Raw genomic sequence first — 15,147 nt, 5'->3', positions numbered from 1 at the left:
ATTATATAAAAAAAGCAAGGGTTTTTCCTTGCTTTTTTGGTAGTGGTGTACTAAACAATCCGTTATGCCCAAGTGGGTGGGCATATGTTGTAAAGTATGATTTGTCTGGGGGGCATGTTTCCAAAACATATCCTCTTTGAACAAATTCTTTGACAATTTTTTCCGGGGAAACATTGTCAAAATAATTATTCATTTTTTCCCTAATTGCTTTTATGTCCATGTAATTTGTCCTTTCTTTATTAACTTCATGCTATAGGGGTATATGAAATCTTCATCCCCTTGTTGCACACAAAACATTGTAACATTTGGAACTCTCGATTGAAGTTTTGGTGCTAGTGTTCTTAGTTCAGCATATTTTATAAACACGTTTCCAATAATAACTTTCAAATCAAGGTTTTGTTTCATAATATCAAACACATCACTGTCTTGATAATCTTCAACTTTAATTCTCTTGTTTGCTTCAAAAAGCTTTTTTAACAAGGAGTCTCTGAACTCGTTAAATAATTTCAATCCCTCGTGCAAAGTTAAATCTAATATTTCGCTTGGTGCAATCTTAAATTTACACTCTAAAATCATCCATTCAGAATATTTAAAAGACTTTGTATTACCATCCCAAGCTTGATCTATGGCCCACGCTTTAGCAATTTGATCAATAGGTAAGGTATTAATCCCTTCAGCAAAGAAATAGCATCCACTTCCAAACCAATGAACTCGCCCCTTGCTTATTTTAAGAGACTCTTTATCAATCAACGGCAGTAAATCTAAATTAGTACCATGATAACCTACCAGATCTACCAATTCTTCTTCAATAGCCATTAATTACAAATACAAATATCGCCACGAATATAAAATTAATTACTATTTAAACGTCATCTTAATAGACAACTGCATAAATATTTCTGACAACAGTCAATACTTCTATATTAGAATGGCTATAATTTATCCTAATAATTATAATAAGTTTATGATGAATATAAGCAACTCGTTGAAAATGTATTTTCATCAAATCGATTAAGTTGAGCGTTCCAAAATATAACATTGGTTTGATCGCTTTCAACCCATACTACTGTCATTGGGGGGATACCTGAATTAAGATAAACAATGTCTCCCGTTTTGAATTTTGATTCTGTCATTGTGAATAGGTTTTATATTTGTTAAATGTAAGTATTTAAACACTAAACAAATACTTTATATGAAAATATTTCTTTGGTGCATAACTATATAGATGCCATTATTAGGCTACATAAGTTAATGAGCTGGCATGTTTTAATATAAAAAAACGTCATCCCCGATACTGCAAGCTTCCCTCGTGGAGGTTAAACAGGCTAATAACGAAATGCAAAGACTTCCCGACCATCCCCCGCTGCCGCAAGCGTCCTCGTGGCCGTTGCACAACGAATACTTAGACAACAAATAAGTATTCGTTATCTAATCACTTTCCTGAAAAACCTGATTATGTGTAGTAAAAACGGGAGCTTTTAAATGCTTCTAAAAGGCTCATTATTACCTGCAAGAACGACTTTCCTTCATATTTAATTAACTTTTTAAGATTGTAAGCGATTCCTGCCATCAACATGCATTTATTGGCTAATTCTATTCCAATTGTATTTACTTTTCTCATTCCCAGGTACTCAACCAGCGTTCCAATGACAGTAGCAACTGAAAAATCCCTTCCTATCCTAACTGGCGCGAGTATGCAGCTCCGGCAAAGCGTTGGCGTACTCGTGACTTTTGCTAAATGCATAATCGGTTAGTAGAAGAGTCACGAGTACCCCACATCTCAACCCAACCCTGCATACCCGCGCCATGATATGCCTTAAATAATAAAACTATCCTTCCGCAACCCCCAACACCCTGTTCACCGCCGATAAACTCATCTCCAACCGCCCGGCAATCTGCCTTTGGCTCAGGCCTTGTTTATGAAGCGCCAGCGCATCTGCGGCCCGGCGTTGCCGTTCTACCTGGCTGTAGCGGCGCAGGTGTTTAACCTCATTATCGGTATGGGAAAATACAAACTGCAAAAAGCCGTTTTGCCTTTCCAGCCGGCCCAGGCATACGTTATGGCTGCCGTACATTTCGGCGGTGCTGCGTTGTTTTACCTGCTTGAGGTAGCGGTAGCCGGGCAGGGTCTGGCTTTCGGCCATGGCGAAAGCGCTGTCGGCAAAGTTGATGAGCATTTTGCTGCCCTGGAGGTCGTTGCGGGTAATAGGCAGTGAAGGGTTGCGCTTGGGTGTGTGGGCCAGCACCAGGATGCTGAGGCCATGGCGGGTTTTAAGCAGTTTAAGCTGTTTCATGAGCGAGAGGGCCTGGCTGCTGCGTTCGGTACCGTTGCGCAGGCAGGTAATATTATCAATAATAAGCACCCTGGCATCGGTACGTTTAATAGCGCGACTAAGCGCGTGGGTAATAAATTCATCAAAAGTTTTAAAATCTTGCGGCAGGCCGGTCATCTGGTCAAACTCGCCGCGATAAAAATTTTCGTGAAAGGTGTGGGTGGCGCTGCCGTCGGTATAGCGCTGTTCAAATTGTTTGCCGGTTAGTTCAAAATCAATGTAGAGAACCGGGCTGGGCTCGGCATCCATTTTAAAAGGCGTAATGGCCTGTCCGCGGGTAATGCTGTCGCCCAGTTGTACGGCCAGTAAACTTTTGCCCATGTTGGTATCGGCAAACAGGATGCATAGCTCGCCCTCAAGCCAAAACTCGCCAAACAGCATCCGGGGCGTTTGGCGTTCGCGTTCCATCGCCATCCATGTACTGGCCTGGTGAATAATAAAGGCATCGGGAATGATAGCGTCAGGGTCATAAACCCTCGGGCGAATCCCTCTTTTAGCGTCTCTTCGCGCCGCCTCGCGTACATCGGCGCGGATCATTTCTACAACCAGTGGTCGTCCATTTTTTTCAATCATAGCGTTATGTCGTTGATAAATTAATGCTCAGTGTTTAGGGCAAAGTCGTAGTTCCCGGGTAAAGCGGCATAAGTGTTCAGAAGAAATAAAAAAAGCGAAGGATTGCGCGATTCCCCTCTTGAGAGGGGTGTGTTACTCTACGCGCAACTTATCGCTTGTATAACACATACCTGCTCCCGCTTTTTTCCAACCCGCCCTCTCTCGAGCGGGGAGTTTGATGCGTTTAAGCTGAATTAACCTCTTAAGTTAACGGCTATGCTCCTAGGGGAGGGAATTAAAAATCTTCCGAATATTTACAGCATAACGGGAAGAAACCCGACTTATGGCTTCCGGCTTAGAAATATTGACTTAATGCCCCCGGGGAAATTTTCATAAGCCTCTCCAAAGGAGAGGGTTGTGCGAGGCCCAAATTTAGCTTTAGGTTTTTGCAATATTGGTGGCGCTGTTTTGTCAGTACCTGCCGGTAAAATGGAGGGTTCAAATAAAAATGCCCAAAAAACAGCAAAAAAACGTGAAAAATAAAAGATGAAAAACGCGGTTGAACTACTGCTTTAATGAGCGGTTAAATTTACTGGTAAAAAGCTTTAATTGTTGATAATCAAATATTTAACTATGTTTCACCAAAAATGCTAAATAGTTGATTTTTAAGGTGTTTCATGAAAAGCCTGTTTCGCGTTCTGGCTCTCAAAAAATGGAACACTTGTGATTTTTAAAAAAAGAAGGGATCAGGAAATTTCACTTTTTTTTCGGGAATCAAAAAAATGGGACACCTCATTTGTTACAATTCCGGGGTGCAGGCTAAACACCACTTTAACTTGTAATACAATACTTATAACAAGGCAAACCAACCATGCCGCAAACCATTTAAGCGATAGCCGGGTACTTATAATGGCCTTAAAAAAGAATATCGTCATTACCAGCAGGGAAAAAGCCATGGCGTAGGTGAATTGCTGCCAGCTGCTTACGGGTATATATCTGAACGCATAAACAGAAAACATGGCGCAGCTTCCCGCCAGGCTGGCAAACGCCGTACGCCTGATAAATAACCATTTGTTTTCTTTAAGTAAAACCATTGCCGCAATCGTCATCACTATCCATTTAATGGCTGCAACAATGTTGGATAGCAATATGGCATCTGGAGTTACCACATAGCCAAACTTTTGTTCAATGAACCATGCCGTTATCATAACTGATACAGCAAAATAAATAATAGCGGTTACGGCATTACGGGTATTAGTGGGCATTAATTAGGTTCGGGGGATTTTGGGTGATAAATGTATGTATTTATAATTTAATTAGGAAGGAGCCTCACCCTAAATCCCTCTCCGGGGAGAGGGGCTTCAATTCTCCCCAACCGGGGGAGATATAGAGGGGGCTTAAACAACAATAGCGACAGGTAAGCCCGCCGCTATTGCGTATATTATATAGGTGTAATTAATTACAACCCGAAGGCTGCTTTAACCTTATCAACATGATCAAGCTTTTCCCAGGTAAACAGCTCAACTTCGCGTTCCAACTTGCTGCCGTCGTGGCCAACAAAAGTTTTGGTAACTATTTCGTTAGGCCTGCCGAAATGGCCGTAAGCCGCGGTTTCGCTGTAAATAGGGTTACGCAGTTTAAAGCGGGTTTCAATGGCGTATGGGGTCATATTGAAAATACCTTCTACTTTTTTGGCAATGTCGCCGTCATGCAGGTCGACCTTGGCGGTGCCGTAAGTATTTACGTAAATACCCATTGGTTGCGCTACGCCGATTGCGTAGGATACCTGTACAAGCACTTCATCGCACAAACCGGCGGCAACCAGGTTTTTAGCAATGTGGCGGGTAGCGTAAGCAGCCGAGCGGTCGACCTTTGAAGGATCTTTACCCGAGAAAGCACCACCACCATGTGCACCTTTACCACCGTAGGTATCCACAATAATTTTGCGGCCGGTTAAGCCGGTATCGCCATGCGGCCCGCCGATAACAAATTTACCGGTTGGGTTGATGTGGTACTTAATATCGTCGTTAAAAAAGTGGGCGTATTTAGGATATTTAGCTTTAACACGCGGAATCAGGATACTGATGATATCGGCGCTGATTTTGGCAAGCATGGCCGGTTCGTCGTCAAAATCATCGTGTTGAGTTGATATAACGATGGCATCAATACGCTGCGGCTTGTTGTCGTCGCTGTACTCAAGCGTAACTTGCGATTTTGCATCCGGGCGGAGGTATTTGATCTCATTGTTTTCGCGGCGGATGGCTGCAAGCTCAATTAATAAAGCGTGGGCTATATCAAGGGCAAGCGGCATATAGTTGTCGGTTTCAACAGTGGCATAGCCAAACATCATGCCCTGGTCGCCGGCGCCCTGCTCTTCTTTGGCGGTGCGGTCAACCCCCTGGTTAATATCGGGCGATTGTTCGTGGATGGCCGATAGCACACCGCATGAACTGCCGTCAAACATATATTCGCCTTTGGTATACCCGATCCTGTTGATCACCTCGCGGGCAATCTTCTGTACGTCGAGATAGGCTTTTGATTTTACTTCGCCGGCTAAAAAAACCTGGCCTGTGGTTACCAGCGTTTCGCAGGCAACTTTCGATTCGGCATCAAATGCTAAAAAATGATCAATCAGCGCGTCCGAGATCTGATCGGCCACTTTATCCGGGTGACCCTCTGATACAGACTCTGAAGTAAATAAATATGACATAAAATTTAAATAAGTAAAGTAAAAATCGACTGGGAGGGTTTTAAGGCGGATCGGGCAGTAAAAAGAAGCATGGTTTTAGCACTTTTTTACGTGGTTGCAATCCGGCTCCGGTGTAAAAGGGAGCATTAAATCAGTCCACATTCGGGCGGTAAAAATAAAACAAATTTCACAAAGCCGAAAATACATTTACTTTTGACGATTGAAATAATATATATAGTTGAAACGGAAAGCGTTATTTATAATAAACCCAATTTCGGGCGGGAAGAAGAAGGACGGGGTGCCTGAACTGATTAAAGATACTGTTGATGCCGGTGTAATGGAACCGGTTATAGCGTTTAGCGATGGCATAGCCCATGCGCGGGTAATAGCGGCCGAGGCTGTAGGCAAATTTGATACCGTGGTGGCCGTTGGCGGTGATGGCACGGTTAATGAAGTGGCTTCGGCCATTGTAGATACTGATACATCGCTTGGCATAGTACCATTTGGCTCAGGCAACGGGCTTTCGAGGTTTTTAGGGATCCCTATGGATACAAGGGATGCCATTAAAAACCTTGCCTCGGGCCGTACCGAAATTATTGATTCGGCCAGGATTAACGGGCAGCCGTTTTTTAATATGGCAGGCATGGGGTTTGACGCTCACATCAGCGAGATCTTTTCGCATGGTAAAAAGCGCGGTTTTATCAGTTATATAAAATCGTCGATAAAAGAGGTGGTTGGCTACCAGCCGCAAAACTATCACCTGGATATCGACGGAAAGAAATATGATTATAAGGCATTTATGCTCAGTATAGCCAATTCTTCGCAATACGGCAATAATGTGCATATATCGCCCAAGGCAAGCCTGCAGGATGGCTTGCTGGATGTTTGCGTGATAAAGCCTTTTCCGCTGTGGAGGTTTCCGGAGATGAGCATGCGTATGCTGATTAAAGCAACCGAAAGCTCAAAATACGTAGAAATTATCCGCGGTAAGCAGATCCTGATCAAAAGGGAGCACGCCGGCCCTATTCACCTGGATGGCGAACCCCAGGTGGCGGGTAAGGGGATAGATATTAATATATTGCCAAAATCATTAAAGGTTATAGTTGGCCCGTCATTTAAAAATTGATCAATATGGCTAAGAAAAATTTTACAGGCGTAGTTTACTCGACCGACCCCGATTTTCAATACCAGGAAACCGGTGGGGGAGGGGCCGAAACATTGCCGCCACAGCAGCAAAATCTTAAAATATATCTTGACCGTAAAGGAGGCAGCAAACTGGTTACGCGCATTGCGGGGTTTATTGGCGCCGATGCTGACCTGGAAGCGTTGGGGAAAAAATTGAAATCGAAATGCGGGGTTGGTGGCTCGGTTAAAGATGGCGAAATACTGATCCAGGGCGATTTCAGGGATAAAATACTTGTATTATTACAAACCGACGGGTATAAAGCTAAAAAAGCCGGCGGGTGATCTGAAAAAAAATAAACAATTATAAACCGATAGTTTAACAAACTTATTTGAAAGAAGCATTTTTAAACAAAGTGCACAACTATCTGTTACAAAGCTTGCATCATAGTTAAAAGGTACAGATACCTTTTATAAACTTAAAAAAACGGGCTATTTTAGCTTGGTAACACAAATTTTATGTGTTATCACTTGCTATTTTTAAAAAAAATGGTTTTCATTGCATATAATTGTGTTGGTAACACACAATAAAATTGTAATGTTGCGTTTATATTCACCAACAATACACAGAATGATATTCTGTATTAAAAAATTGTAAAGAATAACATAAATGGTTTTTTTAATTCAATAAAATTCTATTTTTGTTATTCCCAACAAACAGCGCATTTTAACTAACTTATAAAATAAACAAAAACAAAAACTAAAAATTCAAAAGTAATGGCAAACGCACCAACAAAACCAACTACTCCTGTTAAGAAAGAAAGCTCAAGTGCATCTGGCATGTTTGCTTCTTTAACCATTCCAATCTGTCTTATTGTTACAACCTGTATCTTTATATTCATTTTAGGTGATCCAAGCCACTTTAAAGGTGGTGATGTTAACGCTTATCCAACAGACATTTTCGGCACAGTTCACAGTGGTGGTGTTATCGTACCGGTGATCATGGGTTTCTTATTAATGGTTATCGTTTTCTCTATCGAGCGTTTCATCGTTATCAGCAAAGCTTCAGGTACTGGTAGTGTTGATAGCTTCGTAAGGAAAATCCAATCTCTTTTAAATGCCGGTAACATTGCAGGTGCTTCTGCAGAGTGCGACAAACAAAAAGGTTCTGTTGCTAACGTTATCAAATCAGCACTGAAAAAATACGGCGAAATGGAAGCTGAACCAAACCTTGACGTTGATCAAAAAACTTTAGCTATCCAAAAAGATATTGAAGAAGCTACAGCTTTAGAAATGCCAATGCTTGAGCAAAACTTAACTATCATCGCTACTTTGGTATCTATCGGTACATTAACCGGTCTGTTAGGAACGGTTGTGGGTATGATCAAAGCGTTCTCTTCATTAGCAACTGCCGGTGTACCTAACCAGGTTGAACTATCTGCTCACATTTCTGAAGCCTTGATCAACACTGCATTCGGTATCAGTACTTCAGCTATTTCAATTGTTATGTACAACGTATTTACATCAAAAATTGATAAGTTGACTTACGCTATTGACGAAACAGGATTTAGCATTGTACAAACATTTGCTTCATCTCACAAAAATAAATAAGAATATATTAGTGCTATGCCTCATGCACAATAAGTTAGGGGCAAGATAGTTAATACTGAAACACTATATATTTTTAAGAAATTTAACATGGCAAGGATAAAAGTTCCAAGAAAGAGCACCGCAATTGACATGACCGCTATGTGCGACGTGGCGTTTCTGCTGCTTACTTTCTTCATCATGACCGCAAAAGTAAAAACCGAGGATCCGGTACCTATTGATATACCAAAGTCTTCAATCCAGCAGCCAGTGCCTGAGTCTGATTTTGCTACAGTATCTGTAGGTGATCAAAAAGCTTTCTTTGGTGTTGAAGGTGTTGATATCCGTAAGGAAATGTTGAACCAGATGGGTTCGATATATCATATGACCTTTACCCCTGAAGAGCAAACACGTTTTTCATCTATCAATTCATTTGGCGTGCCAATGAACCAGTTGAAACAGTTTATTGCTTTATCTGCTGATCAGCAAAAGAAATATGCACAGCCGGGTATCCCGAGAGACTCTGTTTCGGCAGAGCTTACCAACTGGATTCGCCAGGCCCGTATAGCTACCAAAGCCTTACACAACAAGGAACTTCGTTTAGCTATTAAAGGTGATAGCAAAGAGGAATATCCGGTTATAAAGGATGTTATCGGTATTTTGCAAAAGCAAAAAGTTAACAAGTTTAGTTTAATTACGGATTTGGGCAGCGCCGGTGGTGCTCCAAAAAAATAAAAGACCATGGCAGAATTAGATACCTCCGGGGGAGGCAAACATAAAGGCGGTAAGGTTCGCAGTAAGAAGCAATCAACCCGTGTAGATTTAACCGCGATGGTTGACCTGGCTTTCTTGTTGATCACCTTCTTCATCATGACCACTACACTCGCTAAACCAAAAGCGATGGACTTGGCCATGCCTGATAAGGATGAGAAAACGAAAGATCAGATGGATATTGCCGCTTCTCGTTCGATGACCATTTTATTGGGAAGCGACGATAAATTGGAGTGGTACATCGGCGAGCCGGGAAAATCAGCGCCCACAATTGACAATTTTGGCCCTAACGGGTTACGCAAAACGTTAATTGAAAAAAGCAAAGAAGTACAGCAAAAAACAGGCAAATACATGTTTGTTGTGATTAAACCAAGCGATAAATCAAAATATAAAAATATGGTTAGCACGCTTGATGAGATCAATATCGCCAATATCCAAAGCTATGGTATTGTTGATATTTCAGCACCGGAGATTGAGTTGCTTAAAAAAGACGGCTTGTACAACGATAATAAATAATATTAAATAACGTTATAAACTTCCATTAAAGCCTTAACAGATGTTAGGATCAAAATTAGACATACTAAAGCAGGAATGGATCGACGTTGTTTTTAGTAATCGTAATAAAGCCTATGGCGCTTACGAGCTAAGGAAAGAGAATTCAAAAAACACCAGCAAGTCGTTGATCATTGCTATTGTGGTTTTTGTATTTATAGTTTCTTTGCCAACTATCATCAACAAGATCAAAGGTCTTATCCCAGCGAAAGACGAAAAAGTGAAGATAACAGACGTGGTTCTGTTACCTCCGCCACCGGTTGACCAAACCAAAAAACCACCTCCGCCGCCACCTGAACCGCCAAAACCAAAGGTAGACCAGGTACGTTTCCCTCCTCCGGTTGTAAAACCAGATAACGAGGTTAAGGAGAAAGATCCACCGACAGTGAAAGAGCTTGCTGTTGCCGATCCGGGTCAAAAAGACCAAAAAGGTGATCCTAACGCCGACATCAGAATTGATGAGCCGGTAGGTAACTCAGACGTTAAGCAGGTTGTTGAAGCCGATCCTAATCAAATCTTTACTTCTGTTGAGCAAGTTCCTGAATTTGCCGGCGGTTTGGAGAAATTTGGTCAGTATTTGAGCAAAAACATCAGGTATCCGGCCGTAGCCCGCGAAAACAATACACAAGGACGTGTAATTTGTACATTCGTTGTGGAAAAAGATGGTTCTTTAACCGATATTAAGGTTGTAAGGGGCATTGGCAGCGGTTGCGACGAAGAAGCGGTTCGTGTATTGAAAAATTCACCAAAATGGAAACCGGGTATACAAAACGGTCGTCCGGTTCGTGTACAATACAGTGTTCCAATCAGCTTTACTTTAGCATCTGAAGAATAAGTAATGCCATTTAATTACAATAAAGAGCAAAAATCGCCCAAAAGGCGGTTTTTGCTTATTTTAGGAACTGCTGCATTTATTTGCTTTGTGGTTTTAGGTCTCATGATCATGTTTTGGGACGCGCTCCCGCTGCAATTGCAACATTATCAACGTTTACTTTTCGGTGCGTTTATTATAGGGTACGCGATTTTGAGGTTTTCGAGATTGTTTAAGAAGGATCAGTATGAAGATTAAATTAGGGGTTGTATATGTATTGGTTTTAATTGTTTTAATAGCCGGTTTACAGGCTTGTAAGCAAAAACAAGTAAAATCCGTACCAACCGACAGCTTCAACGCCGGAAGAGCAAATTTCGTAGCCGATGAATCTTTTTCGCCTATAGTAGCACAGGAAGAATATGTTTACAGAAGCCGGTACCCCAACGCCGACCCGGTATTTATTTATAAAACAGAAAACCAGGCTGTAAATATGTTGTTAAACGACAGTGTTAGGCTTGCGGTATTATCGCGCAGGCTTGATACCGCGGAGCGTAATATAATAACCCGCCGTACATTGAGTGTTGAGGAAGTACCTTTTGCAGTTGACGCAATTACATTGATAGTTAATAAGGCGTCGAATGATACCGCTATTACTGTCGCTCAATTAAAAAAGGAGCTTAAAGGCCAGGGGGACGGAAATAAAACTATAGTTTTTGACAATCCGAACTCAAGTTTGGTAAGGTATTTGAAGGACTTCTCTGGTAATAAGGAGTTTAAGCAGAAGAATATATACGCGCTTAAATCAAATATCGAAGTTATTAAGTACGTAAGCGAACATCCTGATGCATTAGGCATTATAGGCTTTAGCTGGATTAATAACCCTGAAAAAGAGTACGCAGATTATGTTGAAAAAGTGAAAGTTGTAGGGGTTAGAGATGAAGGAAACAAGCAGTATCCAAATGAATATTTTAAACCTTCGCAAGAATCGCTTGTCTTAAAACAGTATCCCTTGAGCAGGAGTTTATATTTGATCAATTGCTCAAGTAAGAATGGTTTAGCAGCGGGATTTGTTACGTTCCTGGCCAGTGATGTGGGGCAACGGATAATATTGAAATCGGGTTTACTACCTGATTCAATTCCCCCGAGAGAGATAATTTTAAAAAAGTAAACTATAACTAAATAAAGATGAAAATGATCAGTAAAATAGCTAAGGCTTCATTAGGACTGGTATTTTTAGGTTCATCATCAGTTTTTGCGCAAAGCCTTGCCGACGCCAAAAAAGCTATTGACGCCGAACAATATCAGAAAGCAGAGTCGATGCTCAAAACGCTTACTACTACTCAGCCAACCAAAGATGAGAATTTCTTTTATCTGGGTTGGGTGTACATTAAACAGGACTATGCTGATTCGGCGAAAGTCGTTTTCAATAAAGGTATTGCCGCAAATCCAAAATCAGCATTAAATTATGCCGGTTTAGGTGCTGTTGCCCGTTTAGATAAGGATAATTCCGGTGCAACAACTAACTTTAATCAGGCTGTAGCTTTGGCAGGTAAGGACGCAAAACCTTACACATATGTAGGTTTATCATATTTGCTGCCTACTACTACCGATAAAAAAGTTGCGCCCGCGGACGCAGATGCTGCTATTGCAGTACTGACTAAAGGAAAAGCTATTAATGCGAAAGATGTTGATTTGCTTATCGCTTTAGGTGATGCTTACCGCTCTGTGTTAAAGAGTAACGAAGCGTACTCAAACTATTCTGACGCTTCTACGCTTGATCCTAAAAACCCGGCTGCTAAGGTTGCAACCGGTGTATTGTATAAATTTGCTAATAACTTTGATGGCTCTGAGCAGCAATTTAAAGACGCATTGGCTATTAATGCCAACTATGGCCCTGCTTACCGCGAATGGGCTGAGACTGATTTGCGCTGGTCTTTAACAGATCCTAAAATGGCTTCAGCTAAAATTAAAGAAGCTGTTGATCACTACAAACAATACCTGAGCTTAACTGATCAGTCGGTAGAATCTCAAATGCGTTATGCCGACTTCCTGATCCTGGCTGGTGATTATAAAACCTTACAACAGGTAGCTACTGATTTGTCAAAATCAGCAAGCACCAATGCAAGGGTTTATCGTTACCTGGCTTATGCCGCTTACGAAAACAAAGACTACCAAAACGGTTTAACTGCAATCAATACCTGGTTCCAGAAAGCTGATCCAAAACGTATCATCCCTCGTGACTATTTATATCAGGGCCGTTTGCAAATGGCTACAGGTCAGGATTCGGTTGGTATCAATACTTTGAAAAAAGCGTTAGAGCTTGACAGCACTCAAACTGATGTTTACGGCGAAATTGCCAAAGCATTATATCACCAGAAAAAATATGAGCAGGCAGGTGATGCGTATCGCCAGGTTACTTTGAAAGCCGGCCGTAACGTAAAATTGACTGACTATTTTTACGAAGGTATCAGTTACTACTTTGGCTATGATGAAAAGAAACCAAATGCCGATTCGTTGCTTGTAAGGGCAGATTCAGCGTTCAGCTATGTGAATCAGAAAAGCCCAACCACAGCCGACGGTTACCTATACCGCGCTTATGTTAACGATATGAAAGAAAAAGATCGTAATAACATTGCTGGTTACGCTAAACCGTTCTACGAAAAATACATTGAGCTGGTAATTGCTAAAGGTGCCCCGGACGAAAAAGCTAAAAAGAGCCTTGCCAATGCTTATGCTTACTTAGGTACTTACTATGAGTACAAAGAAAAAGACGATGCTAAAGCGACCGAAAACTTTACCAAAGCCAGAGAAAATGATCCGACCAACAAACAGGCGGTAGCTTTCTTCCAACGCAAAGGTGGAGCCGGTAAAAGCAAATAAATAAACTTTAATTGATATGAAAGGCCTCTTTTAAAAGAGGCCTTTTTTGTTTACCCAATTTAAAGAATTGACCTGGAACAATAATTTGTAATCAAGATTAGTACTGAATTGCAGAAATGATTAACAACCTTATAAATCACACTTTTTTATTATTAAGGCATTAGTATATTTGCAGCATGGAAGCACAAAGTTTACCGGTTAATTATTTACCCATCATATTTCAAATGGTGGTTGCTTTAGGGTTTGTGGTAACAACAATGTTTGTAACGCACAAAATAGGGCCCAAAAGAAAAACAAAAGATAAGCTGACCCCTTTTGAGTCGGGTATTGAGGTGGTGGGTAATGCCCGTACACCAATTTCCATTAAATATTTCCTGGTAGCCATTTTGTTTGTGCTGTTTGATGTGGAGGTTATTTTTATGTACCCCTGGGCGGTAAATTTCAAGGCTTTAGGTACTACCGGTCTTATTGAAATGTTTATTTTCATGGCGACACTTCTGCTGGGTTTTATCTACGTAATAAAAAAGGGAGCTTTAGATTGGGATTAAGTTTAGATTGATTCTAAATATACCCGCTCTATACCTGTAGTGTACTTTTTACATCGTTATTATTGTAAATTTGCTGCTATTATCCACATTTAGTGGTGATGGTTTTTCTATCAATTTAGTTCAATGAGTGATATTCAATTAGTTGATGCCCCTGCCGGAGTTGAAGGCGCCGGGTTTTTTGCTACCTCGCTTGATAAAGTAATAGGCATAGCACGCTCAAATTCATTATGGCCTTTACCATTTGCTACTTCGTGCTGCGGTATTGAGTTTATGGCCACCATGGCATCTCACTATGATCTTTCACGTTTTGGTGCCGAGCGTTTGAGCTTTTCACCACGACAGGCCGATTTGTTGATGGTTATGGGTACCATAGCCAAGAAAATGGCTCCTGTACTGCGCCAGGTATACCTGCAAATGGCTGAACCCCGTTGGGTAATGGCTGTTGGTGCATGTGCATCAAGCGGTGGTATATTTGATACTTACTCGGTTTTACAGGGTGTTGACGAGGTGATCCCGGTAGATGTTTATGTACCAGGTTGCCCGCCAAGGCCAGAAGCTATTATCGATGGTTTTATGAATATTCAGGAACTGGTTAAAACGGAATCACTGCGCCGCAGAAATGAGCCTAAGTACCAGGAGTTATTAGCTAAATACGGAATTCAATAATGGCTAAAATACCTAACGAAGAGCTTATTAAAGCTATAGCCGATAAATTTGATACTTCAGTAACGGTTGTTGGTGAACCGTATGAACTGCTTACAGTTGAAACTGGTCGTGAAACAATCATTGATCTGCTTACTTTTCTGAAAACGGATCCGGCCCTTAAATTCATTTTCCTGACAGATATTACAGGTATCCATTACCCTGAACAGGAAAAGCCGATAGGCGTTATTTATCACCTGCATAGCCTCACTACCAATACCCGCATTAGGATTAAGGTATTTTTGGCCGATGCTGATGTGCATATCCCAACTGCTACGGTGCTTTGGGATGGTGCAAACTGGATGGAACGCGAAACTTATGACCTTTTCGGGGTGCTATTTGACGGTCACCCGGATTTGCGCAGGATTTTGAACGTAGATGATATGACCGCTTTCCCAATGCGTAAGGAGTTTCCGCTGGAAGATCCTAACCGTGTTGACAAGAAGGATTTCTATTTCGGAAGATAATACATAGATAGAAACAAGAAATTGAGACATAAGAAACAAGAAATAGGAAAGTAAGAAAGGGAGGAGAAGTTTCCCGTCTTGACTCTTTATTTCTTGATTCTTGACTCTAAAAATTCCTGACTCTAATTAATAA

General features: G+C 41.3%; 17 protein-coding genes. 11 read left to right on the top strand and 6 right to left on the bottom strand.

The genetic code is table 11. The annotated features are described in order from the left end of the window. Window position 1: 1 nt before the first annotated feature. The 6 genes from J3L18_RS17870 to metK all read right to left on the bottom strand — a co-directional run bounded on the left by J3L18_RS17870 (window position 2) and on the right by metK (window position 5,595). Window positions 2–220, bottom strand: a complete 219-nt coding sequence (locus tag J3L18_RS17870; RefSeq protein ID WP_129571985.1) for a hypothetical protein — start codon at window positions 218–220, stop codon at window positions 2–4. After that, window positions 211–816: a hypothetical protein gene (locus tag J3L18_RS17865; protein WP_129571984.1), complete on the bottom strand. Its 606-nt coding sequence runs from the start codon at window positions 814–816 to the stop codon at window positions 211–213. The genes J3L18_RS17870 and J3L18_RS17865 overlap by 10 nt, the downstream gene beginning before the upstream one ends. Window positions 817–1,453: 637 nt before the next feature. Next, window positions 1,454–1,744, bottom strand: a complete 291-nt coding sequence (locus tag J3L18_RS17860) for a hypothetical protein (RefSeq protein WP_208102423.1) — start codon at window positions 1,742–1,744, stop codon at window positions 1,454–1,456. A gap of 85 nt (window positions 1,745–1,829) precedes the next feature. After that, entirely contained in the window at window positions 1,830–2,906 is a 1,077-nt protein-coding gene (locus J3L18_RS17855; protein ID WP_129571487.1) for an AAA family ATPase, read from the bottom strand. Window positions 2,907–3,631: 725 nt separating this feature from the next. Beyond that, window positions 3,632–4,150, bottom strand: a complete 519-nt coding sequence (locus J3L18_RS17850; protein ID WP_129571486.1) for a hypothetical protein — start codon at window positions 4,148–4,150, stop codon at window positions 3,632–3,634. 194 nt (window positions 4,151–4,344) lie between these two features. Further along, a complete protein-coding gene (gene metK, locus J3L18_RS17845) occupies window positions 4,345–5,595 on the bottom strand; it encodes a methionine adenosyltransferase (RefSeq protein WP_091175761.1) in 1,251 nt (416 codons plus the stop codon). A gap of 217 nt (window positions 5,596–5,812) precedes the next feature. On the opposite strand from metK, the gene J3L18_RS17840 reads away from it, so the two are divergent. The 11 genes from J3L18_RS17840 to J3L18_RS17790 all read left to right on the top strand — a co-directional run bounded on the left by J3L18_RS17840 (window position 5,813) and on the right by J3L18_RS17790 (window position 15,014). After that, window positions 5,813–6,700 carry a diacylglycerol/lipid kinase family protein gene (locus J3L18_RS17840; RefSeq protein WP_129571485.1) on the top strand — a complete coding sequence of 296 codons (888 nt, stop codon included), beginning with the start codon at window positions 5,813–5,815 and terminating at the stop codon, window positions 6,698–6,700. Between the two features lie 5 nt (window positions 6,701–6,705). Next, entirely contained in the window at window positions 6,706–7,041 is a 336-nt protein-coding gene (locus J3L18_RS17835) for a translation initiation factor (RefSeq protein ID WP_129571484.1), read from the top strand. Window positions 7,042–7,473: 432 nt separating this feature from the next. Continuing rightward, entirely contained in the window at window positions 7,474–8,307 is an 834-nt protein-coding gene (locus J3L18_RS17830; RefSeq protein ID WP_090533930.1) for a MotA/TolQ/ExbB proton channel family protein, read from the top strand. An 87-nt stretch (window positions 8,308–8,394) separates the two neighbouring features. Beyond that, entirely contained in the window at window positions 8,395–9,018 is a 624-nt protein-coding gene (locus tag J3L18_RS17825; protein WP_091175769.1) for an ExbD/TolR family protein, read from the top strand. A gap of 6 nt (window positions 9,019–9,024) precedes the next feature. Then, on the top strand, window positions 9,025–9,570 hold the full coding sequence (locus J3L18_RS17820; RefSeq protein WP_090533926.1) for an ExbD/TolR family protein: 546 nt from the start codon (window positions 9,025–9,027) through the stop codon (window positions 9,568–9,570). A gap of 40 nt (window positions 9,571–9,610) precedes the next feature. Continuing rightward, window positions 9,611–10,441 carry an energy transducer TonB gene (locus J3L18_RS17815; RefSeq protein WP_091175774.1) on the top strand — a complete coding sequence of 277 codons (831 nt, stop codon included), beginning with the start codon at window positions 9,611–9,613 and terminating at the stop codon, window positions 10,439–10,441. A gap of 223 nt (window positions 10,442–10,664) precedes the next feature. Beyond that, window positions 10,665–11,585 (top strand): PstS family phosphate ABC transporter substrate-binding protein, encoded by a 921-nt coding sequence (locus J3L18_RS17810; protein ID WP_129571483.1) that lies wholly within the window; start codon window positions 10,665–10,667, stop codon window positions 11,583–11,585. Window positions 11,586–11,608: 23 nt separating this feature from the next. After that, complete coding sequence (locus J3L18_RS17805; protein WP_223266286.1) at window positions 11,609–13,297, top strand: tetratricopeptide repeat protein; 1,689 nt, start codon at window positions 11,609–11,611, stop codon at window positions 13,295–13,297. Window positions 13,298–13,473: 176 nt separating this feature from the next. Beyond that, the gene (locus tag J3L18_RS17800) at window positions 13,474–13,845 is read left to right on the top strand and encodes an NADH-quinone oxidoreductase subunit A (RefSeq protein WP_090533920.1); all 372 of its coding nucleotides are present in this window, start codon (window positions 13,474–13,476) and stop codon (window positions 13,843–13,845) included. A 123-nt stretch (window positions 13,846–13,968) separates the two neighbouring features. Further along, window positions 13,969–14,511: an NADH-quinone oxidoreductase subunit B gene (locus J3L18_RS17795; protein ID WP_129571481.1), complete on the top strand. Its 543-nt coding sequence runs from the start codon at window positions 13,969–13,971 to the stop codon at window positions 14,509–14,511. After that, complete coding sequence (locus J3L18_RS17790) at window positions 14,511–15,014, top strand: NADH-quinone oxidoreductase subunit C (RefSeq protein ID WP_090533916.1); 504 nt, start codon at window positions 14,511–14,513, stop codon at window positions 15,012–15,014. The genes J3L18_RS17795 and J3L18_RS17790 overlap by 1 nt, the downstream gene beginning before the upstream one ends. Window positions 15,015–15,147: the final 133 nt, after the last annotated feature.

The organism is Mucilaginibacter gossypii (assembly GCF_017569325.2).
Lineage (GTDB): Bacteria > Bacteroidota > Bacteroidia > Sphingobacteriales > Sphingobacteriaceae > Mucilaginibacter > Mucilaginibacter gossypii.
This window is presented reverse-complemented; position numbering and strand designations above follow the sequence as displayed.

Bases quoted from the DNA above. Each gene is read 5' to 3' on its own strand.
- J3L18_RS17870 (WP_129571985.1), bottom strand. From the start codon at position 220: ATGGACATAAAAGCAATTAGGGAAAAAATGAATAATTATTTTGACAAT.
- J3L18_RS17865 (WP_129571984.1), bottom strand. From the start codon at position 816: ATGGCTATTGAAGAAGAATTGGTAGATCTGGTAGGTTATCATGGTACT.
- J3L18_RS17860 (WP_208102423.1), bottom strand. From the start codon at position 1,744: ATGCATTTAGCAAAAGTCACGAGTACGCCAACGCTTTGCCGGAGCTGC.
- J3L18_RS17855 (WP_129571487.1), bottom strand. From the start codon at position 2,906: ATGATTGAAAAAAATGGACGACCACTGGTTGTAGAAATGATCCGCGCC.
- J3L18_RS17850 (WP_129571486.1), bottom strand. From the start codon at position 4,150: ATGCCCACTAATACCCGTAATGCCGTAACCGCTATTATTTATTTTGCT.
- metK (WP_091175761.1), bottom strand. From the start codon at position 5,595: ATGTCATATTTATTTACTTCAGAGTCTGTATCAGAGGGTCACCCGGAT.
- J3L18_RS17835 (WP_129571484.1), top strand. From the start codon at position 6,706: ATGGCTAAGAAAAATTTTACAGGCGTAGTTTACTCGACCGACCCCGAT.
- J3L18_RS17830 (WP_090533930.1), top strand. From the start codon at position 7,474: ATGGCAAACGCACCAACAAAACCAACTACTCCTGTTAAGAAAGAAAGC.
- J3L18_RS17825 (WP_091175769.1), top strand. From the start codon at position 8,395: ATGGCAAGGATAAAAGTTCCAAGAAAGAGCACCGCAATTGACATGACC.
- J3L18_RS17820 (WP_090533926.1), top strand. From the start codon at position 9,025: ATGGCAGAATTAGATACCTCCGGGGGAGGCAAACATAAAGGCGGTAAG.
- J3L18_RS17815 (WP_091175774.1), top strand. From the start codon at position 9,611: ATGTTAGGATCAAAATTAGACATACTAAAGCAGGAATGGATCGACGTT.
- J3L18_RS17810 (WP_129571483.1), top strand. From the start codon at position 10,665: ATGAAGATTAAATTAGGGGTTGTATATGTATTGGTTTTAATTGTTTTA.
- J3L18_RS17805 (WP_223266286.1), top strand. From the start codon at position 11,609: ATGATCAGTAAAATAGCTAAGGCTTCATTAGGACTGGTATTTTTAGGT.
- J3L18_RS17800 (WP_090533920.1), top strand. From the start codon at position 13,474: ATGGAAGCACAAAGTTTACCGGTTAATTATTTACCCATCATATTTCAA.
- J3L18_RS17795 (WP_129571481.1), top strand. From the start codon at position 13,969: ATGAGTGATATTCAATTAGTTGATGCCCCTGCCGGAGTTGAAGGCGCC.
- J3L18_RS17790 (WP_090533916.1), top strand. From the start codon at position 14,511: ATGGCTAAAATACCTAACGAAGAGCTTATTAAAGCTATAGCCGATAAA.